We start from the raw sequence: 20,788 nt of genomic DNA, 5'->3' as shown, positions 1-20,788 counted from the left end.
GGATCATCAAAAAACACACAAAAATTGGCAATCGCCAGCCGCTGAGCTAACCTAGGCGATCCGGTTAACTGCAAATTTAGGGAATAGATAGAACCATGCTGCGTTACGACCGTTCTCGATACATCGCTTTAGGCCTGCCTGCTTTGCTGAATGCTTTGGCGCTACCCCTGTATGCGCATCAGATAACGACCAGCGGGTCGTCCGACGAATATGCCGTGCCGTTCTATTTGATTATCGCCCTGGCATGCGGATTATTCGGGGTATCCGCGATGATAAAACGCTGCCGCGACATCGGCTCTTCGGCCTGGGGAATATTGCTGGGATTTTTGTTCGCGCCACCGCTGATGCTGTTTGTGGCTTTGGTATTAATATTCGCCCCCAGCAATCCGGCCGCCGACCAACTGGAAGCGCCAGCGTTGCGCCCTACCTTCGATATCTGGTTTACCGGCTTTCTGTTATTGGTGAGCCCGTGGATGCCTGTGCTATTAGTACGGGCTTTGTAAGCGCTTATTCCAATCAGCTGGTTTGAACCTGTTCAAGATTATCAACCTCGCCCTTAGACGCGCCTAAAACCTTGGTTTCCGGGAAGATAAAATTCTTTTAGCCCGGCCCTTAATTATCTTCGCTCAATGGAAATCTTGGATTCCCGCTTTCACGAGCATTACAGCGAAGTGACTATTTGGGCAATACTGGCGGACGCCCGAAGGCGTCCGCCGTGAGTTGAGCTCATTTGGTATTTCTGGGATAGCTGTAAATAGCTTGACCATGGGCTTTATCAACATAAATCATATCTTTTTCCGCTACCACAACCGGCGCAAGCGGATTGGGATAACTATGTATGCCGCGATTGTGCGCGGGATTGTCGTAAACCACTTCAGCAACCCAACTATTTAAAAAGCCGCCGGAGGCGATGCGATCACCCTGTGCTTGAACACTTGTCGAGACAAGAGCGGCAGTAAGGACGATAGCCAATTGGATGGTATTTAAGGTTTTCATGATAGGTCTCCTGGTAATAATGGTTATGAACCCGGCCCTATCTGTTTCTGCATCTCGTTCGAGAAGAACGGTATGTCGGCCTGGGTTAATAAATCACTGGAATTCTGATTGGAAATTCAACCGATCCAGCTTGGAGACCATTGTGAACAAACCCCTGCAACAAATAAAATTGATTGTTTTTATGGCTTCAATAGATTTTACATATAGTGAATTCCTTGCCGGCTTGTCGAATAAAGCGACAGTCTGAGTATCGCCAGCAGGAATAATGGGCTTAGTTAATCAGCGCGGCAAAGCGTGTCGATTACTTTACATTTCAGCGGCAAAACTGCGGATTTAGTGGGGAACGAACCAGGTTGACCAAGTTAAACCCATCGGCATATTGCTGATTTTTCATCTATTTCCAACGCATAATCAGTGAGTTGGCAGGATCATCTTCCGCTGAAATCCGGCGCCAAGATTAATGGCATCAAAATTGATAGGGTTCAGGCAATATGCCGGCTTTGCGCTGACCTTCTGGTCATGGCCGGAGATTTGTTCAGCCCTGGCTTTGGAATTTAAATACCTATGACTATCTATGCCATCGGCAGCGTAAACGGCGACTACCAGAGACTGATGCAACTGCTGGCGACTATCGGCTTCGATCCGTTGGAAGATCGACTGTGGTTTGCCGGCAATCTTGTCAATCACGGACCGGAATCTTTGCAGGTACTGCGTTACGTTAAAAGCCTGGGCAAGGCGGCAGTCGTGGTATTGGGCAAACAAGAACTCCATCTCTTGAGCGTTGCGCTGGGCTATACGCCAATGACCCCGGAAGATACCTTGCATGAAATTCTTAACGCGCCGGACCGGGACGAATTATTGAAATGGCTACGATTGCGTAGCCTGATTCATCACGATGCCAAGCTTAATTTTACGCTGGTGCATTCCGGGATTCCCGGCGAATGGAGCTTTAGCCAGGCGCTGACTTTTGCGTATGAAGTGGAATCGGTTTTATCGGGAAGCAATTACGCGGCGTTTCTGGAAAACCGCAAGCAAGACCAGTCGCGCTGGCATGCCAAACTGCGCGGCTGGAAACGGCTGAATTTTATTGCCAATGCCTATACGCAAATGGCCTATTGCAATGAACAAGGCAAGCTGGATTTCAACGCAACTGGCCCAGTCGATGCTCAACCGAGCGGTTTAATGCCTTGGTATCGTGTCCCCAACCGGCTGACATCGCAATTGAACCTAGTTTTTGCCGATGACGCGCATTTTGCCGATAGTGATTGCGCCGGCTTCTATCCGCTGCCCGCGTTGTCGGCTTTGCGATTATCGACATCCGGCGCAATGATTGCAGCAATGTCTTAATGCGCTGTTGCTTGAACTCAGCCTGGGCGGCCATACGCTCATTTTTTAAAGCCCAGGGCTGTATCGGCCCCTGTCACATTAGTCAAATTTGCATCATCAAACTTGGCACTTCTAAAATCCGCGCCGGAAATGGTCGCGCCGTCTAAATTGGCGCCGGACAAGTCCGCCCAGATAAACTGGCCGCCGCTCAAATTGGCATGGCGGAGCGATGCGTTGCTCATCAGCGCGTAATTAAAATTCGCGTCGCTCAAATCCGCATTGTTCAGTATCGCATTGTTCATTTCCAACTTATCGCGCAGTTGCCGCGGACTCGCCGAATTGGGACCTAAATTGGCCTGTTTTAATTTGGCGCCGGCGAAATTAACATTGTTCAGCGATCCGGTGACGCGGCTGCGGCTCAGGTCCGCGCCGGATAAGTCGGCATAATCCATCAATACGCCATATAGGCTGGCATAGGATAAATCGGCATTCTGCAAATTCGCATTACGCATCTGCGCAAGATTGAGATTGACACCTACCATTTTAGCTGCCGTTAGCTTTGCCCCGTCAAGATTGCTGGAAAACAGGTCGGCTTTATTGAAATCGATTCCGGATAAATCCAAACCCGACAGGTCTTTCTTGATCAAGTTCGGCTGCTGACTGCCGGCCTCGGCTATAATCGCGATAACGCCTTCTCGAGTGAGTTCCGCTGCAGCGCATGGCAATAGCCAAAACCCCAAACTGAAAGCTACCAAGGTTCGGCAAACACCGGAATCGTATTGCATAACTACTCCTCAAAGCGGGTTAGACGGTCAAAAAATAACCGCCATCTTGCGAGTTTCAGTGCATCATAATCCAATAAATCAGGCTTTAGGCAAATTTTCCCGCCCTATAGAAGTGCTACTTCAGGCCAGCCATGATCAAGGGTTTTCGACAAGTTATATACTTTTGGCAACACAACCACTAAAGGCTGTTTAGCGTGAACGCTTTCTATCATAAATTATTGATTTTGGGGCTGATACTAGCGCTGCCCGGTTTAGGCTGCTTCAGCTATTACACGCTTGAAGAAGCCGGCCCAAACACCGCGCTGCCGGCGTTGGCGATTATGATAGCGTATCCGGCCTTACTGATTTCCCTGACAACCCTCATCATGTTGCGAGTTTCGAAGAAGCCGTCCCGTCCAGGGGCTTGGCTGGCGGGAAGCTGTTTAATCGTTTCGGCGGCGATCCTGCTGATTGCCCGCCTATAGAACATAAAACTGCTTAACAAACACGCCGCCGATTAAATTTACTAGATACTTTCCAAAAAACATAAAGCAACTATAGTTGCCCAGACACGCGCCTCCACAACATCGCCAGGATCTTAACTATGGATTTTGTCATTTCGCCCGCAATCGCCTTGATGGATAGGCTGCGCTATCCCGCAAAATTTGCGCTGCTATTCAGCATCGTGCTGATCCCGATGCTGTTCATGGCCGGCACCTTGATCAGACAATTTCAACAGGAAATCGACTCCTTGGCGCAAGAACGCCATGGCCTAAGTTACATCGCCGCCCTCAGAAAACCAATCGAACACATTCAGCAGCATCGGGGCATGACCAGCGCATTTCGCAACGGCGCAACCCAATTTAAGGAACGCATCACGAGTAAACGCGAAGAAATCGATGGCTATTTTGCGGAACTGGAAAAAACCGACCGCGAACTGCATGAGGCCTTGCAAACCGACAAGATGCTTTCCAAGCTCCGCCAACAGTGGAACGACATCAAAACACACTCCCAGGATCAAGAGTTAAGTGCAGTGATAACCGCTCATAACATGTTGATTGCCGATGGTTTGAAGCTACTAAACCATATTTCGAATACATCCGGCATCATTCTCGACCCCAAGCTGGATAGCTTTCATATGGGCTTCGTACTGACGGCCGATTTGCCCGAATTAATCGAAGTGATGGGGCAAACGCGGGCGCTGGCGTCCGGCATCGCCGCCAAAGGTAGTCACACACCGCAATCCTTGACCAAGCTGTTGATCTTAATCGCTAATATAGAAACCTATGCCCGCAAGGTGGATGAAGGCTTGGCCGTGGCGTTTGCGGAAAACCCCGAGGTGTCGCGAAACTTGCGCGGCACCAATGAAAACTACCGAACAGCCTTGCAAACCATGCTCGGTTTATTACGCCAGCAATTGGTCGAAAGCGAAACCATTTCTGTTGGTAGCGATACAGTATTCGAAACCTCCACCCAAGCCATCACCCAGTCTTACCAGCTCTACACCGGACTGATAGCCGAACTCGACCTGCTTTTTCGCACCCGCAGCACGGCAGCCGAACAGTTTTTACAATTTACGCTGGCCGGGTTAATCGGGGTGTTGTTGGTGGTCATTGTGCTATTGCTGGGCTTAACCAAGTCGGTCAATCGCAACATAACCGCAATTAACCTCGCAACTAAGCGCGTTGCCCAAAACGACCTGAGCGCGAGAATACATATTGATGCCAACGATGAAATGCGGGAGATTGCCGAAAACTTTAACGCCATGATAGAGACCAGTTCGGCTTTGCTGAAAGAAATCATTCATACCAGTGCCGAATTGCATACGTCGGCGCAAAAAGTCTACACAGTTGCCAACCAAAGCGCGACTCATCTCGACCGGCAACGCGAAGAAATCACCTCGGTCGCGACAGCGGTGAACCAGATGAGCGCGACCATCCAAGACGTTGCCTCCACTACCAATACGGCGGCCCAAGCGGCCAGCACCGCTAACGAGCAAACAAAAAACGGTCAGAGCATAGTGGCCAGCGCCACACTATCGATCAGCCAATTGGCTAAAGACATCGAAGGTGCCGCCAACGTGATTCAAAGTCTGGAAAAAAGCAGTGAATCCATAGGTTCATTGGTGGACGTGATTAAAAGTATCGCCGAACAAACCAACTTATTGGCATTGAATGCCGCCATTGAAGCCGCCCGCGCCGGCGAACACGGCCGCGGTTTTGCGGTAGTGGCGGATGAAGTTCGCAGCCTAGCAAGCCGTACCCAAGAGTCAACTGCCGTAATCGAAAATATGATAGGCGAATTACAGGCCGGATCGCGCAAGGCGGTCGCCGTGATGCAGCGAAGCCGCACGCAAGCTAATGTAGGTGTGGAGAAATCTCGGGAGGCCATGCAATCCCTGGAAGCGATCAGCCAATCGGTGGAAACCATCGACGCGATGAACCTGCAAATTGCCAGCGCGGCCGAAGAGCAGACGGCTGTGACCGAGGAAATCAATCGGAATATCGTCCACATTACCAATTTATCGGAACACACCAGTAGCGGGGCTAATCAGACTACCGCCGAAGCCCGCCAGCTGAATCAGCTAGCGGAAAACTTACAAAAACTAACCACGCAATTCAAACTGAACATCTAGCAAGAGAAGCCGCTACCCGATTTGTGCAGGCACCCAGGTAGCGGAACCCATTCTATTTACCCAGCACTTCGCCTCTAACGCTTTCTACCAGTGCCGCGGCTTCCGCGATGAGTTCGGCAGGCACATTCAGCTCTTGCATAGTCGCGCCTAGATGCTCCATGACGGCGTCGAAATGGGAGTCGTTCAAACCCATTTTTACCAAGCGAGCGTGACCGTCGCGCAAGGAACGTCCGGTGTAGTTGTTGGGACCGCCGAAAGCCACCGTCATAAAGGTTTTTAAATGCTCGGCTTGTTTAGCCATGTCGGTTCTTTCAAAAAAGCGGTTGATCCGAAAATCCCCCATCACTTTGCCGTAAAACACATCTACTGCGGCATTCACCGCCGCTTCGCCGCCGATGCGTTCATACAAAGATGGTCCTTGCACTTCATTTGCTTCACTCATAATACCCCCTCGTTATAGTTTTTAATTTACGAGGCGTCTGTTAAATCGGCAAACTATTGATTTTTGACTGATTTAACGGCCTCGGCGGCGATAATACCCGATGATAGTTTCGTATCCAAACTATTTCACTGCCGCCAAAGACCTGACTGATTGTAAGTTATTGAATCTTTTCGATACCGCCCAAATAAGGCCGTAAAGCCTCCGGCACGGTGATGGAGCCGTCTTCGTTTTGATAATTTTCCATCACCGCTATTAAGGTGCGGCCGGCTGCCAAACCGGAACCGTTCAAGGTATGCACCAACTCCGGCTTGCCGGTTTCCGGATTGCGCCAGCGCGCTTGCAGACGCCGCGCCTGGAAATCCTTGAAGTTGCTGCAAGACGAAATCTCGCGGTATTTCTGCTGGCCCGGCAACCAGACTTCCAAATCGTAAGTTTTGGACGATGAAAAGCCAGTGTCGCCCGCGCACAGCAACACTTTGCGATACGGCAAATTCAACTTTTGCAAAATAGCTTCGGCGTGCGCAGTGAGTTCTTCATGAGCCTGCGCGGAGGTTTCAGGCGTGACGATTTGCACCAGCTCGACTTTTTCGAATTGATGCTGGCGTATCATGCCGCGCACGTCGCTACCGTAGGCACCGGCTTCGCTGCGAAAACACGGCGAATGGCAAACAAATTTCAGCGGCATTTGTTTGGCTTCGACGATCACATCGCGGACGATATTGGTAACCGGCACTTCGGCGGTCGGGATCAGGTAAAACGTCGGATCGTTTTGGACCGTAAACAGATCGGCTTCGAACTTGGGCAATTGGCCGGTGCCGCGCAAACTATCGGCGTTGGCCAGGAACGGCACATAGGTTTCCTGATAGCCGTGCTCGTTGATATGCGTATTCAACATCAACTGAATGATAGCGCGCTGCAAGGTCGCAAGCTTGCCGGCCAGTACCACGAAACGGGCGCTGGCGATTTTCGCGCCCAGTTCGAAATTCATGCCCAGCGGCTCACCCAAGTCGACGTGGTCTTTTGGCGTAAATGTAAATTGGCGCGGCTCGCCCCAGCGGCTCACTTCCTGGTTATCCGCATCGCTTTTACCGGCAGGTACTGCTTCATCGAGAATATTGGGGATGCCTTCCAATAGCACGCTCAATTGGTTTTGAATGTCGTTCAACTCGGATTCTGCGGCTTTCAGTTGATCACCCAAGTCCGCCACTTGATCCAGCAGGGGTTGCACATCTTCGCCCTTGGCCTTAGCCTGGCCGATGGCTTTGGAGCGGGTATTGCGTTCGTTTTGCAACTCCTGGGTTTTGACCTGCACACCTTTGCGCCGGTCTTCCAGGGCTTGATAGGCAGCGGCATCGAATTGAAAGCCGCGTCTTTGCAGCTGTTGCATAACCAGTTCCAGGTCGCTTCTAAATAAACGGGGGTCTAGCATGATGTTAAAGATCCTGAATTGAAAAAAGAGATAAAACGACGGCTATACCTGCTTGCCCAGCCACAAGCCGGTCCACAGTGCGGCGGCGCAAAACACGATGTTGCTTAGAAAAACGGTCAGCATCGCACCCATGTGCGATTCGAAGGAATGACCACTTTCCAGCAGGTAGAGAATCAAATATAAGCCGGACAGCGTGATGAACAAACCAATCAGAACGGTAACTAAAATAGCCCGGTACTCTATCGAAATGGCGAGCTTGTGCATCAAAACGGTGGCGACGATGCCGATCAAAAACGCGCCGATGCCATTAACCAGCGTCAATGCATAGGGAAACGGCCAGTCGAACACACGAATTGTGCCCTGCGAATAGAAAAACAAGCCTTTGCCTAGCGCCAAACCGGCCCATACCGCTAACAGGCAACCGAACACGCTGGCTACAATATTCAGACCGGCCTTGCTGAGTTGTCCCTGTTCCAGCAAATAAAAGGTTTCCAGGGAAAAGCTGGAAAAAGTGGTAAATCCACCCATCACGCCGACCAGAATCGCGGTGCGGTATTCCAAGGCAATCGTCAGACGTTGCAGAATCAACGCTTCGGTCATCAGCCCGATCAAAAATGAGCCGAGCAAATTGACCGTCAAGGTACCGTAAGGAAAGCCCCGGCCCAGCCACAGATAGACGCCGCTGGAAGCCAGATAGCGCAACATGGAGCCGATGGCGCCGCCCAGAGCGACCGCGAATAATTGCAACATCAGAATTTAAAGAACGTTTCCCGGTAATAACGCAGTTCTTCGATGGACTCGATGATGTCGTCCAGGGCTTTGTGCGAGGCCTGCTTATTAAAGCCATCCTTCAGTTGCGGGGCCCAGCGCGCCGCCAGTTCCTTGACGGTAGAGACATCCAGATTGCGGTAATGGAAATAGGCTTCCAATTTGGGCATGTAGCGATAGAGAAAGCGCCTGTCCTGACAAATGCTGTTTCCACAGATCGGTGACGTTCTGGCCGGCACCCATTCTTGCAAAAACGCGATGGTTAGCGCTTCCGCTTCGGCCGCGTCGATTTTTGATTCCTTCACCCGCTGAATCAATCCGGACTGCCCATGGTGCTTCTGGTTCCAATCATCCATCGCCGCCAGCGCCGCATCGGGCTGATGCACTGCCATCACCGGTCCTTCGGCCAGGATATGCAGATTTTTATCGGTGACTACCGTGGCGATTTCGATGATCAGATCGTTATCCGGGTCTAAGCCTGTCATTTCCAGATCGATCCAGATAAGATTGTCGGCATCTTGAGCCATTTTCATTCCATGGTATTAATAATGTTGCGGCAAATTGTAGCATTAGCTAATCTGTACCGCTAATTGTTAACCCCACCTACATAGGCTTGATGAACACGTTTACTGGCATTTTTTTAGCGGCTTTAGTCCTTTCCTACGGCATCCAATTCTGGCTGGCAATGCGCCAGAAATCCTATGTTTTGCAGCATCGCGAGCAAGTGCCTGCAGCCTTTAAAGATCGGGTGTCGCTGAGCGCGCATCAAAAGGCCGCCGATTACACGATAGAAAAAAGCAAACTGGGCGACATCGACAGCGTGGTCGGCATGGTATTTCTGCTGGCACTGACCTTGGGCGGCGGCATCAGCCTGGTATTCGATTTCTGGTCGACCTTCGATTTGTCGCCACTGATGGCCAGTTTGCTGTCCATGGCCAGCATTTTTCTGCTGATGACTGTCATTGAAATCCCGTTCAGCCTTTACCAAACCTTTGTCATCGAAGAAAAATACGGTTTCAACAAAAGCAAACTGCCGCAGTTCGTGAAAGACCAATTGATGTCCATGGGTTTAACGCTGGCGATAGGCTTGCCGATTCTGGCTTTGATTCTGTGGGTAATGGACAGCATCGGCGGCCTCTGGTGGCTGTATGCCTGGGCTATCATCATGAGCTTCTCGCTGTTGATGAGCTGGCTGTTCCCTACACTGATCGCCCCGCTGTTCAACAAATTCGAGCCTATGCAGGAAGGCTCGTTGAAGCAACGCATTCAGGGTTTGCTGGAACGGTGCGGCTTTAACAGCCAAGGCATTTTCATCATGGACGGCTCGCGCCGTTCCGGCCATGGCAACGCCTATTTCACTGGCCTGGGCAATAACAAGCGTATCGTGTTCTTCGATACGCTGGTGAATTCATTGGACGAGGAAGAACTGGAAGCAGTGCTGGCACACGAGCTAGGCCACTTCAAATGCAAGCACACCATTAAAATGCTGGTGGCTTCGTCGGTGATGACCTTGATCAGCTTTGCAGTATTAGGCTGGTTGATCACCCAAGACTGGTTTTTCGACGGCTTGGGGGTCACTACCCATTCCAACGCGGCGGCGCTGTTGTTGTTTATGCTGGTGTCACCGGTCTTTACGACTTTCATGCAACCAATCAGCGCTTATTTCCAACGTAAATTCGAGTTCGAAGCCGACGATTTTGCCACCCGCAATGCCCAAGGCAGCAAAATGATCAGCGGTTTGGTGAAACTTTACGAAGAAAACGCCAGCACGCTGACGCCCGACCCCTTGTATTCAGCATTCCATTACAGCCACCCGCCCGCCGCGATCCGCATAGCGCATATCGAAGAAAAAATGCAATCCGCCTGATGGCAGACTTGCACCAAGGCTTGGTCGTCGCCCATCTCGGCAAAGGGATTGCTGTCGAGGTGAGTGATGATGCCGGTGTAGCCGCCGAGCAGTTCGTGCTTTGCCAAACACTGCGCAAACTGGACACCGTGGTGGTCGGCGACCGGGTGATGCTTTCGATGTCCTCGCCCGAGCAAGGCCGCATAGAGCAAATACTGCCCAGGCGCTCGGTGTTGCAACGCCCCAGCCGCGGCAACGACACGCGGCCGGTAGCGGCCAATCTGGATACCATTTTCGTGGTCTTCGCCGCCGAACCGGAATGCGATTTTCTGCTGCTGGACCAATATTTGGCGATCTGCGAAAACTGCAATATCGACGCCGCGCTAGTGCTGAATAAAGTCGATCTGCCACTATCCGCCATAGTTGAAGAAGGCTTAGCCTATTATCAAAGTTTGGGCTACAGCTTACATAGAGTCAGCGCCAAACACGCGCTTGGTATTTCGGGTTTGCAACAGGTTTTGGCACAGCAGACCAGCATGTTCGCCGGCCAATCCGGAGTCGGTAAATCGTCTTTGACGAATGCGCTATTGCCGGACCGGAATCTAAGAACCAACACTGTCTCGGAAATCACCCGCCACGGCCGCCATACCACCACGGCAGCAACCCTTTACCATTTACTGGGCGGCGGCGATTTAATCGACAGCCCCGGCGTGGCGATATTTGGCTTGGCCGGCTTGTCGGAAGGGCAACTGGCTTGGGGTTTTAGAGAATTTCAGCCGCACATCGGCAAATGTCGCTTCAACGACTGCCGGCATGTCAATGACAAGGATTGTGCGGTGCGGCTAGCGGTAGAAGCAGGCCAAATTGCCGCAGAGCGCTACCAGCGCTTCTTAAAACTCAGAGAAAAGATGCCGCCGGGCAATCGCAACTAGTCCCTTCCAACACATGATTCTGCATTCCGGACCAGCTCAATCCCATCTTGCGTGCTACAGTAGGTTCGCGTAAATTATATTCTTTTGACTAAAGCGCTAGCCAAGACCGCCGGAACCAATACATGGATACACACACAGTAGCTCGCCTTCCGGACGATAAAACTTGGCAAGTGCCGGGCTTCACGCGCGACCAGCACGGCAAGCCGCAAATCGGCCTCGACCCGGCAAGTCTTTATGCATATGGCCACCTGATACGCCTGACCGAAGAACTGGTGCTGGATCAATTTTCCCGCGGCTTGGTCTCAGGCACTACCCACACCTGCATCGGCCAGGAGCTCACCGCATTATCGGTGGTGCGCGCCTTGGATCATCCCGATGACGCCGTCCTCTCCAATCATCGTAACCACGGCCATTTCCTGTCGTACTCCGGGGACTTTGTGGGACTGGTCGCAGAGATCATGGGCCGCGAGGCTGGCGCTTGCGGCGGCTGGGGCGGCAGTCAACATCTGGTCCATCGCAATTTTCACAGTAACGGTGTGCAGGGCGGCATGCTGGGCATAGGTGCCGGCCTGGCTTTGGCGCGCAAGCTGCAAGACAGCGCCGGAATCGTGGCCGCCATCATAGGTGACGGCACGCTCGGCCAGGGCTTGGTTTACGAAGCCATGAATCTGGCGTCGGTCTGGAAAGCACCGCTGCTGGTCGTGGTCGAGAACAACGGTATTTCTCAGACTACCGTCAGTCGCGACAATCTGGGCGGCGACATCCAAGCCCGTGGCGCAGCATTTGGACTACCCACTTGGCGTCTTGCCGACGATGATCCGGAATTTTGCCGCAAAGTAGCGGAAGTAGTCAGCGCAGTGCGCGCGAGTCGCGGCCCCGGCTTCCTGGTAATCGATACCCGGCGGATGGGCCCGCACAGTAAAGGCGACGATCTGCGCGATCCAAACGAACTCGCAGAAATTCGCGCCCGCGATCCATTGGCCGCCTTAGCTAGGCAGTTGCCGGCAGATACGCTGGCAACTATCGAAGCCCGCAATCGCGAATTCGTGGAAACGGTACGCCAAGCGGCCAACGCCTCGCCGGAAGCCACGCTCGCCGAAACCCCGAGCCACATCTTCACCGCCCAACTTGAACACCCTTTGCCCAGCTATCCGCCCATCGCGGCGGGCAGTAACGTGCGACAGGTTTTGAACACTGCCTTGCAGTACCTGCTCAAATCCGATCAACGCACGCTATTAATCGGCGAGGATCTGCACGATCCTTACGGCGGCGCCTTCAAAGTAACGCAAGGCTTGTCCAGCGAATTTCCTGGCCGCGTTATTTCCACGCCGATCAGCGAGGCTGGTATCACCGGCTCGTCTATAGGCTTGTCGCTTGACGGCTACCTGCCGATCGTGGAAATCATGTTCGCCGATTTCCTGTCGCTATGCCTGGATCAACTGCTCAACCACGCCGTGAAGTTTCCGGGCATGTTTGCCGACACGTCGGTGCCCATCGTCATCCGCACGCCTTGCGGCGGCCGGCGCGGTTACGGCCCCACGCACAGCCAAAGTCCGGAACACCTGTTTACCTCGGTGCCGGGCCTGACCGTGGTTTACGGCAGCCATAGACACAATATATCCGAACTGTTAATCGACGCAGTGCTGCGCTGGCACTACCCGGTACTGTTTCTTGAACACAAACTGCTGTACGGCGAAAAAATGGAGCCGGCGGATTATGTCACGCTGCCGGCCACGGATGATGTGGCTACCCACCTATTCCCCACATTACGTCGCGGTGCGACCGAACCTGATGTAACGTTAGTAAGCTACGGCGGCATGCTGACGATGACGGAAGCCGTGGCGAACAGACTGGAAAGCGAAGAAGAGCTGGAAGTTGAAATCGTCTCGCCGTCATTGCTGTCGCCGTTACCGCGCGAATCGCTGATCAAGCATCTAGCCACCCGAGAATGCGTGGTCGTGATTGAGGAATCTCACCACGACTTCGGCGTCAGCGCCGAAATCGCCGCCGCTTTGCTCGAATCCGGATTCAAGGGCCAGTTTCTGCGCATCGGCACACCGCCCGTGCCCATTGCCTCCGCCCGCAGCCTGGAGCGCAGCATTATTCCCGACGAACAATCGATTATCGAGCAAATTCTCGACCTTTTTTAAAGGACTGCCATGCCCACTTTCCAAACCGTCCCCTGCGTGAACATCAACGACGAGTTCGTGGACGTCGTCAGCATTGACGTCAAGCAAGGCGAGTTCGTCAATAACGGCGACGTGGTCGCCACCGTCGAAACCGACAAATCCATGATAGATGTGGTCGCCGAACAAGACGGCTACGTGCTGCGAGTCGACTGCGAACCGGGACAGAAAATCCGCGTCGGTGCGGTGATGTTCTGGCTGGGTGAGACGCGCGACGAAGCAATCCCGGAAGAGACCAAGGACACTTCGTCAACAGCAAGCACCGTGCGCCAACCCACGGCAAAAGCCAGAGCCATGCTTAAGGAACTGGACATCGACCCGTCCCGCGTCCCCGTCAGCGGCGAGCGTCTGTCGGTGGCCGACATCGAAGCATGGCTGAGCAAGGGCGGTAAGCCCGGTAAAGCCGCAGTATCCACTCAAACGGTAAACCGCCGGGAAGACACGCCGACCGTTGCAGGAGACTTGCAGGAATTGTCGCCGGAAGCGGCAGGCATGCTGCATACAGTTGCCTGGCATCGGGATTTTGCGGCCTCCGCCTATCTGGAAGTCGAATACGACCCCAAACCTTGGGAAGAACGCGCCGCCGCCTATGCTGCCGAACATAAGCTGATGCTTTCGCCCTTGCTGCCGTTGATGACCTTTCGTTTGGCGGAATTGGGCCGCGAACGCCCTATAATAAACTCCACGATAGTCAACGGTCAGCGCTTCCAATACACACCCGTCAATATCGGCTTTACCGTGCAGGCCGGCGCGATGCTGTACCTAACCGTGGTACGCGACACGCAAGACATGGACGCTGCGCAATTCATCAGCGCCCTAGGCGAGGTGCAGCGCCATGCGATGGCACACAAGCTACCGCCGCAGGAAGCCACCGGCGCGACCTTGTCGTTTTCGAGCATGGCACGCTGGAATATCAGCCGCCACACCCCTATTCTACCGCCGCAAACATCGCTGATTATTGCTCACGCCGCGCCGAAAAATTCCGATAAGGCCGTACTGGGTGCCACTTACGATCACCGCGTTCTCACGGGTTTCGACGTCGCACAGGTGTTGCTAGCGTTGTCCCGTCCGGCATAATCACTCACATAAACCAGAGGCCACCGATAGATGAACCTAAATCCCGACCAGATCAAAGCCGCAATCCGCAACAAAGTAATAGAACTTGCCAAAGCGTTGGATATGGACGCTTCCGGCGTCACTGACGACGACATCCTGCCTGCCACCGGCCTGCTGGACTCCGGCGCCATTCTGGAACTGGTGGTCTGGTTTGAGGCCAGCTACGACTTTCGGATCAAACAGGAAGACATGAACATCGACAATCTCGGCTCGATTAATGCGATGACCGACTTTCTGCTGTCCAGCAAACAAGCGTAAGCCAAACAATCTACCGCAGCCTATTTGACGCAACCGCGCTGAAGGAATAATCATGGCCATGCCGACGCTGGAACCGATTCAAGACGGCGACCTACTCGCTTACTGCCAATTTCTTACGGAACACCTGAGCGCCGAGCGCAGTGCCGAACAATGGGCTCAAGCTTTCCAGCAGAACTGGGGCGTAACCAAGCCCAACAACGGTTTTCTGATCCGCGACGAAGGCAAAATTGTCGGTGGCATCGGCGCGATTTATGCGGAGCGGATCATTCACGGTAAACCGGAACAATTCTGCAACATCACCAGTTGGTGCGTGTTGGAAGCCTTTCGCGCACAAAGCATGCGGCTGGCGATGGCTGTTGTCTCGCAGCCCGGCTTCCATTTCACCGACCTGACACCGACCGAAGTAGTATCGAAGACGCTACAGTTCCTGAAGTTCAAGCCCATGAACGAACGCCACGCACTGTGGCCCAATCTTCCCTGGCCATTTGCCAGCCTTGGCGGCGTACGTGTAATTACCGATCACGATGCTATTGAACAGGCGCTTGCGCCCGCCGATGCCAAGGTATTCCATGACCACCGGCATCTACCCTGGCTTAGACACTTGGCAGTTGGAAAACCAGGCTCGTATTGTCTCGTGACCTGGAAACCGAACAGATTAAAAGGCGTCCCCGGCGCGCTGGTGTTGGGATTCAGCGATCCCGAGCTATTTCTGCGTTACCGCCACAGCATCGGCTCACACCTGTTACAGAAAGGCTGTTTTTACACCCGAGTCGAGTCGCGCCTGCTGCCCCGGCTACCACTGCTATGCCACGAACTGGCCGGCTACCGCAACAAAGTGTTTCGTAGCGACACCCTGAGCGAATCCGATATCAGCAATTTTTATTCCGAGATCGTGGGGCTAAACCAGTGAGCGAACGAAAACTGATTCGTGTAGACAGCGAAACCCGCCCCATCTTGTCGGTAGTCATCCATACCGAGGAGGAGTTCGATTGGAACAAGCCGCACGACAGGCAGGCCACCGGCGTTAAGCATATGCGCCACATCGACCGGGCACAGAAGGTTTTCGATAGTTTTGGGATTGTGCCAAACTATGTGGTCGACTATCCGATTGCTTCGCAAGAAGAAGCTTTCGGTCCGCTGAAAGCCTACGCCGATTCGGGCCGAGCGCTGATCGGAGCGCATTTGCATCCCTGGGTCTCGCCACCGCACGATGAAGCGCTCAATGCCCGCAACTCCTATCCCGGCAATTTGCCGCGCGCGTTGGAATATGAAAAACTCAGGATGCTCACCGAACAAATCAGGAGCTCGTTCGGCAGCTCGCCGTTAACCTATCTCGCGGGCCGTTACGGCTTCGGCCCCAACACCGGCGAGATTCTCGAAGAACTGGGCTACGAGGTAGACATCAGCGTGGCCGCGTCTATCGATTACAGCGCCGACGGCGGCCCGGACTACTCCAGCTATACCAGTGACCCGTTTTGGTTTGGCAATCAGCGCCGCCTGCTTAGCTTGCCCGGCTCGGGCGGTTATGTGGGAACCCTACGCGCCGGCGGCACGCCGCTTTACCGACGCTTGATGCACCCTTGGCTACGTAAGGCGAAAATATCCGGGGCCGTCGCTAGGCTGCGATTGCTGGAACGAATTAGGCTCTCGCCCGAAGATTATAGCGAGCCGGAAATGCGCCGCTTAACCAAATCCTTGCTGGCTGACGGTGTGCGAATCTTTGTATTCAGCTTTCACTCGCCGTCGGTGATGCCCGGCGGTACGCCTTACGTGAACAGCGATGCGGACCTTGAACGGTTTCTGGAAAAGTGCCGGCGCTACTTCGACTTTTTTATGCGGGAATTGGGTGGCACGACCATGACCCCGCTGGAGATCAAGGACTGGCTGGAACAGCATTGATGCCCCAGCAAGCCGCACAAACACAAAAAAGCCGCGAATTACGCGGCTTTTTTGTGCTTTTTATGTCCGGGTTAACCCGGCGGCCAATGCATTTGCCTGCCGGCTAGCAGGTGCAGATGTAAGTGATGTACGGTCTGCCCACCGTCGCCGTTGCAGTTGAACACCGTCCGATAACCGCTTTCCGCATAACCCAACTGGCCGGCAATTTTAGCGGCAGTCTGTAACATCAATCCGCCCAGCAAAGCATCGTCCAAATCATTTAAATTGGCGACGTGGCGCTTAGGGATGATTAGCACATGCAAGGGCGCCTGCGGATGAATATCTCGGAACGCCAATAGTTGCTCATCTTCGTAAACCACATCCGGCTTGATTTCACCGCTGCCCATCTTGCAAAACAAACAATCGCTCATATTTCCTCCTAAAATTCCCGGCGGCCGTTGAAGGCGTGAGCCAGAGTGCCACTGTCGATAAATTCCAGCTCGCCGCCCATCGGCACGCCGTGCGCAATGCGGGTGGCGCGGATATTGAATTTGCCGGCGACTTCGCCGATGAAATGCGCGGTAGCCTGGCCTTCCACAGTGGAATTGGTCGCCAAAATGATTTCCTTGATTTGCCCACTCGCCATACGCGCCTCAAGTAGCTCAAAACCAAGCTGATCGGGACCAATGCCATCCAACGGCGACAAGCGGCCGTGCAATACAAAGTATTTGCCCTTGAAGGTAGTGGCCTGATCGATCACCCAAACGTCGGCCGGGCTTTCGACCACGCAGATCGTCTCCGCATCGCGCAACGGATTAGCGCAGACCTCGCACAACTCGGCTTCGGTCAAAGTCCGGCATTCGCGGCAATGGCCAATTTCGTTGACGGCCCTAGCCAGCATTTTGCTGAGCTGCAAGCCGCCATCACGATTGCGCTGCAATAGATGAAAAGCCATGCGTTGCGCCGATTTCGGCCCCACCCCCGGCAGGCAGCACAGGCTTTGAATCAACTCTTTCAGCAGGCCCTGGTTTTGCATGTTTAGAACGGCATTTGGAAACCGGGCGGGATCGGGATGCCGGCGGTGACATCGGCCATTTTTTCTTTTTTCATTTTGCCGACTTTATGCACGGCGTCGTTGATCGCCGCCGCCACCAAATCTTCCAACATATCCTTGTCGTCGCCGACCAAAGACGGGTCGATACTGACCTTGCGCACTTCGCGTTTGCCGGTCATCACTATCGTCACCAGACCGCCGCCAGACTCGCCTTGTACTTCCATCGCGCCCAATTCTTCCTGGGCTTTTTTTAAGTTGTCCTGCATTTTTTGGGCTTGTTGCATGATGCCCGCTAGTGCATTTTTCATCATTGTCTCTCCAATATTAATTCAGTGGCTCGATACTGCCAGGCATGATTCTGGCGCCAAACGTGTCTTTCAAAGCCTGCACATTTTCATCGTTATTAATACTATCGACCGCCGCTTGCTGCCGATCTTCGCGCGCTTTTTGCATTTCCAGCGCCGGTGTCATTTGTTGCTCGGCTTGCTTGCTTATGACCAGTTTTAAGGGTTTACCGTAATAATTTTGCAATGCTACCCGTAGGTTGTCCTCGGCTTTAGTCCCGACTTGCTGGAAGCTCGGATCGAGCAGCAAGTGGCAACTGCTGTCGTCGATCCCGTCCAACACGCAGTTATTCGCCAGTTCGCGGGTACGCCCGCTGATATTCAACGCGGCTATAATCTCGGTCCAATTGCTCGGTTTGACGACTTGTGAGACTGATAACGGACGCGGCTCTTCGATGGATTTGGCGCTGCTCTCCACAACCGCAACCGGCGCCGGCGTACTGGCAACCGACTTAACGACCGGCGGTTTGGCCGGCTCAAGCGTTTGGGCTTCCGCAGTTTGCGGCCGGAAAGTCAGCATCCGCAACATCACCATTTCAAACCCGCTGCGCGGATCGGGCGCCAGCGGCAGATCGCGTTGGCCAAGCAAGCCAATCTGATAGTACAGTTGCACATCTTCCGGCAATAAAGTCTTGGCGAGCATATCCAACAATTGCTTATCAAATTCCTGATCGACGAAATCCGGCATTTGCTGTGACAACGCGACCCGATGCAATACCCGCAACATCTGCTGCAGAATATCGGCGAAATCCGGCGTAAGCTCGGCCACATCGGCGATTTTTGCCAGCAAGGCCCGTGCATCGCCTGCCGCCAAGGCCTGCAACATGTCGTCGATAGGCTTCTGAGCCACGGTGCCGAGCATGCCGATCACCGCTTCCGCTGTAACGCTACCGCTACCGTACACGATGGCTTGATCGAGCAAGCTCAAGCCATCGCGCAAGCTGCCGTCAGCGGCTCTGCCCAACATTTTTAGCGCGGCAGGCTCGAAGGCAATTTGCTCCTGGCCCAAGATGAACTGCATTTGCGCGTCGATTTGCTCCGGCAGCAACCGTTTTAGATTAAATTGCAAACAGCGCGACAATACCGTGACCGGAATTTTATGCGGATCAGTGGTAGCCAGCAGAAATTTGACGTGCGGCGGCGGCTCTTCCAGGGTCTTTAACAAGGCGTTAAAGCTATGCCCGGACAGCATATGCACTTCGTCGATTAAGTAGACTTTGTAGCGGCCTTGATTGGGAGCGTATTGGGCATTGTCGAGCAGATCGCGGGTATCTTCGACTTTGGTGCGGGAGGCGGCATCGACTTCTATCAAGTCCATGAACCGGCCTTGCTCGAAATCCCGACAAACCTGGCATTCGCCGCAAGGGTTGAAATCTTTTAGATCTTCACAGTTGATGGCTTTGGCGAGAATCCGCGCCACCGTGGTTTTGCCGACGCCGCGGGTGCCGGTGAACAGATAGGCATGATGCAATCTATCATGTTGCAAGGCGTGCATTAGCGATTGGCTAACATGCTCCTGACCGACAAGCTGCTTGAAGTTGCTGGGACGCCATTTTCTGGCAAGAACCTGATAAGCCATTAGCAACGCGGAAAGGCAAGAGTTGGGCGGCTACTGCGCCAGCCACATCCCGGCACACGAGTCCGCTGCTACCGTTGCTTCCTTCCGGACCTGGCGGGGTTTACAGCGTATCGTTGCGAGAGGACCGACACAGTAACCATAAAACATCAGCAAGACGCTGAAGAGTGGCGCATTATCCATAAAAGTTCATCGATAAGCAACTGTCTTGCCAAAAATTAAGTAAATAAATGGATAACACGCGCCGGACTACTGCATCGCCGGCACAGGCAAATGGCTGGCGATGGCATGACCGAACGAGGCGCCGAACTTGCCGGCCAAGCGGTCGATCAGGCGTTCTTGCGGCGTAAAGTTTACTTTCTCTTCGGTGCCGAACTGGTCGCGGGCCACGCTATCAACGCTACCGAAATCATCCGCCAATCCCAGCCTGACGCCTTCGGTGCCGGTCCAAATCAGCCCGGAGAACATCTCGGGCGCTTCGGTTTCCTTCAAACGCTTGCCGCGTCCTTCCCGCACCGCACCGATGAATTGTTGGTGTACTTGGTCCAGCAATGACTGCATATGCTTGCTTTCTTGCTGATTGACCGGCGAGAACGGATCGAGCATGGCTTTGTGTGCGCCGGCGGTTAACAAACGCCGCTCCACGCCCAGTTTGTCCAACACATCGGTAAAACCGAAGCCGTTCATGATGACGCCAATAGAGCCGATGATGCTGGCCTGATTCACGAATATCTTATCGGTAGCCGAGGCCACATAATAACCGCCGGATGCGCACATATCGCCCACTACCGAATAAATCGGCAATTGCGGATGCTTGGCTTTCAAGCGCCTGATTTCATCGTAAATGTACGCAGATTGCACCGGACTGCCGCCGGGTGAGTTGATATTGAGGATGATACCCTTGACATTTTTATCCTTGGCCGCATCACGTAAGCCCTCGATCACCACATCAGCACTGGCGGCCTCACCTTCGACAATCTGCCCGAGCACATCAACGATAGCCACATGCTCGGAGGTGCCGGACTCGATATCCTCCTTGAATTTCGGATAAATCGCTATACCCAGCACAACGGCCAAATAAGCAAACGTCAGCAACTTGAAAAATATTCCCCAACGGCGCGCTGCTTTCTGTTCGTCGATTGCGGCAAACGCCAGCTTCTCCAGCACCGACTTTTCCCAACCGGGGCTGTTTTCAGCAATATCTTCGGGAAGATCTTGTTTATTCTCCACCATTTGTC

At 53.5% G+C, this 20,788-nt stretch carries 22 protein-coding genes and 1 other RNA gene; 11 read left to right on the top strand and 12 right to left on the bottom strand.

Annotation, left to right across the window (positions count from 1 at the left end; translation table 11 throughout):
• The first annotated feature begins 95 nt into the window (after positions 1-95).
• Positions 96-503, top strand: a complete 408-nt coding sequence (locus QLH52_RS17515) for a DUF805 domain-containing protein (RefSeq protein ID WP_205451408.1) — start codon at positions 96-98, stop codon at positions 501-503.
• A 223-nt stretch (positions 504-726) separates the two neighbouring features.
• Here QLH52_RS17515 and QLH52_RS17510 read toward each other — a convergent pair whose 3' ends face one another.
• Positions 727-996 carry a hypothetical protein gene (locus tag QLH52_RS17510; protein WP_033157813.1) on the bottom strand — a complete coding sequence of 90 codons (270 nt, stop codon included), beginning with the start codon at positions 994-996 and terminating at the stop codon, positions 727-729.
• 564 nt (positions 997-1,560) lie between these two features.
• On the opposite strand from QLH52_RS17510, the gene QLH52_RS17505 reads away from it, so the two are divergent.
• Complete coding sequence (locus QLH52_RS17505) at positions 1,561-2,343, top strand: symmetrical bis(5'-nucleosyl)-tetraphosphatase (RefSeq protein ID WP_205451409.1); 783 nt, start codon at positions 1,561-1,563, stop codon at positions 2,341-2,343.
• Between the two features lie 38 nt (positions 2,344-2,381).
• On the opposite strand, the gene QLH52_RS17500 is transcribed toward QLH52_RS17505, so the two are convergent.
• Entirely contained in the window at positions 2,382-3,107 is a 726-nt protein-coding gene (locus tag QLH52_RS17500; RefSeq protein ID WP_205451410.1) for a pentapeptide repeat-containing protein, read from the bottom strand.
• 194 nt (positions 3,108-3,301) lie between these two features.
• Here QLH52_RS17500 and QLH52_RS17495 point away from each other — a divergent pair, with 194 nt between their 5' ends.
• Together QLH52_RS17495 and QLH52_RS17490 are read left to right on the top strand one after the other, a co-directional pair.
• A complete protein-coding gene (locus tag QLH52_RS17495) occupies positions 3,302-3,571 on the top strand; it encodes a hypothetical protein (protein ID WP_033157811.1) in 270 nt (89 codons plus the stop codon).
• 119 nt (positions 3,572-3,690) lie between these two features.
• Positions 3,691-5,721 (top strand): methyl-accepting chemotaxis protein, encoded by a 2,031-nt coding sequence (locus tag QLH52_RS17490; protein WP_205451411.1) that lies wholly within the window; start codon positions 3,691-3,693, stop codon positions 5,719-5,721.
• A gap of 52 nt (positions 5,722-5,773) precedes the next feature.
• Here the strand turns inward: QLH52_RS17490 and QLH52_RS17485 are convergent, their stop codons facing one another.
• The 4 genes from QLH52_RS17485 to orn all read right to left on the bottom strand — a co-directional run bounded on the left by QLH52_RS17485 (position 5,774) and on the right by orn (position 8,887).
• Positions 5,774-6,163 carry a group I truncated hemoglobin gene (locus tag QLH52_RS17485; protein WP_171697483.1) on the bottom strand — a complete coding sequence of 130 codons (390 nt, stop codon included), beginning with the start codon at positions 6,161-6,163 and terminating at the stop codon, positions 5,774-5,776.
• A 157-nt stretch (positions 6,164-6,320) separates the two neighbouring features.
• A complete protein-coding gene (gene serS / locus QLH52_RS17480; RefSeq protein WP_319962407.1) occupies positions 6,321-7,592 on the bottom strand; it encodes a serine--tRNA ligase in 1,272 nt (423 codons plus the stop codon).
• 42 nt (positions 7,593-7,634) lie between these two features.
• A complete protein-coding gene (crcB, locus tag QLH52_RS17475) occupies positions 7,635-8,342 on the bottom strand; it encodes a fluoride efflux transporter CrcB (RefSeq protein WP_319962406.1) in 708 nt (235 codons plus the stop codon).
• Positions 8,342-8,887, bottom strand: a complete 546-nt coding sequence (gene orn / locus QLH52_RS17470) for an oligoribonuclease (RefSeq protein WP_319962405.1) — start codon at positions 8,885-8,887, stop codon at positions 8,342-8,344. The genes crcB and orn overlap by 1 nt, the downstream gene beginning before the upstream one ends.
• Before the next feature lie 89 nt (positions 8,888-8,976).
• Between orn and QLH52_RS17465 the strand changes: the two genes are divergently transcribed.
• From QLH52_RS17465 to QLH52_RS17435, 7 genes are all read left to right on the top strand, one after another.
• Entirely contained in the window at positions 8,977-10,227 is a 1,251-nt protein-coding gene (locus QLH52_RS17465) for a M48 family metallopeptidase (protein WP_319962404.1), read from the top strand.
• A complete protein-coding gene (gene rsgA / locus QLH52_RS17460; RefSeq protein WP_319962403.1) occupies positions 10,227-11,138 on the top strand; it encodes a ribosome small subunit-dependent GTPase A in 912 nt (303 codons plus the stop codon). The genes QLH52_RS17465 and rsgA overlap by 1 nt, the downstream gene beginning before the upstream one ends.
• A 122-nt stretch (positions 11,139-11,260) precedes the next feature.
• Positions 11,261-13,288 (top strand): dehydrogenase E1 component subunit alpha/beta, encoded by a 2,028-nt coding sequence (locus QLH52_RS17455; RefSeq protein WP_319962402.1) that lies wholly within the window; start codon positions 11,261-11,263, stop codon positions 13,286-13,288.
• A gap of 9 nt (positions 13,289-13,297) precedes the next feature.
• Positions 13,298-14,401: a 2-oxo acid dehydrogenase subunit E2 gene (locus QLH52_RS17450; RefSeq protein WP_319962401.1), complete on the top strand. Its 1,104-nt coding sequence runs from the start codon at positions 13,298-13,300 to the stop codon at positions 14,399-14,401.
• 30 nt (positions 14,402-14,431) lie between these two features.
• Positions 14,432-14,698, top strand: a complete 267-nt coding sequence (locus QLH52_RS17445; protein ID WP_319962400.1) for an acyl carrier protein — start codon at positions 14,432-14,434, stop codon at positions 14,696-14,698.
• Positions 14,699-14,750: 52 nt separating this feature from the next.
• Entirely contained in the window at positions 14,751-15,608 is an 858-nt protein-coding gene (locus QLH52_RS17440) for a hypothetical protein (RefSeq protein ID WP_319962399.1), read from the top strand.
• Complete coding sequence (locus tag QLH52_RS17435; RefSeq protein ID WP_319962398.1) at positions 15,605-16,597, top strand: polysaccharide deacetylase family protein; 993 nt, start codon at positions 15,605-15,607, stop codon at positions 16,595-16,597. The genes QLH52_RS17440 and QLH52_RS17435 overlap by 4 nt, the downstream gene beginning before the upstream one ends.
• A 71-nt stretch (positions 16,598-16,668) precedes the next feature.
• Here the strand turns inward: QLH52_RS17435 and QLH52_RS17430 are convergent, their stop codons facing one another.
• From QLH52_RS17430 to sppA, 6 genes are all read right to left on the bottom strand, one after another.
• On the bottom strand, positions 16,669-17,007 hold the full coding sequence (locus QLH52_RS17430) for a histidine triad nucleotide-binding protein (RefSeq protein WP_319962397.1): 339 nt from the start codon (positions 17,005-17,007) through the stop codon (positions 16,669-16,671).
• A gap of 8 nt (positions 17,008-17,015) precedes the next feature.
• On the bottom strand, positions 17,016-17,612 hold the full coding sequence (gene recR / locus QLH52_RS17425) for a recombination mediator RecR (protein ID WP_319962396.1): 597 nt from the start codon (positions 17,610-17,612) through the stop codon (positions 17,016-17,018).
• Positions 17,613-17,614: 2 nt separating this feature from the next.
• Entirely contained in the window at positions 17,615-17,938 is a 324-nt protein-coding gene (locus QLH52_RS17420) for a YbaB/EbfC family nucleoid-associated protein (protein ID WP_026147014.1), read from the bottom strand.
• 16 nt (positions 17,939-17,954) lie between these two features.
• Positions 17,955-19,553: a DNA polymerase III subunit gamma/tau gene (gene dnaX / locus QLH52_RS17415; RefSeq protein WP_319962395.1), complete on the bottom strand. Its 1,599-nt coding sequence runs from the start codon at positions 19,551-19,553 to the stop codon at positions 17,955-17,957.
• A 33-nt stretch (positions 19,554-19,586) separates the two neighbouring features.
• An RNA gene (gene ffs / locus QLH52_RS17410) (signal recognition particle sRNA small type) lies at positions 19,587-19,683 on the bottom strand.
• Positions 19,684-19,799: 116 nt separating this feature from the next.
• The gene (gene sppA / locus QLH52_RS17405; RefSeq protein WP_319962394.1) at positions 19,800-20,783 is read right to left on the bottom strand and encodes a signal peptide peptidase SppA; all 984 of its coding nucleotides are present in this window, start codon (positions 20,781-20,783) and stop codon (positions 19,800-19,802) included.
• Positions 20,784-20,788: the final 5 nt, after the last annotated feature.

The organism is Methylomonas defluvii, assembly GCF_033949435.1.
Classification (GTDB): domain Bacteria; phylum Pseudomonadota; class Gammaproteobacteria; order Methylococcales; family Methylomonadaceae; genus Methylomonas; species Methylomonas defluvii.
The sequence above is the reverse complement of the archived record's forward strand: the minus strand, read 5'-3'. Positions and strand labels throughout refer to the sequence as shown.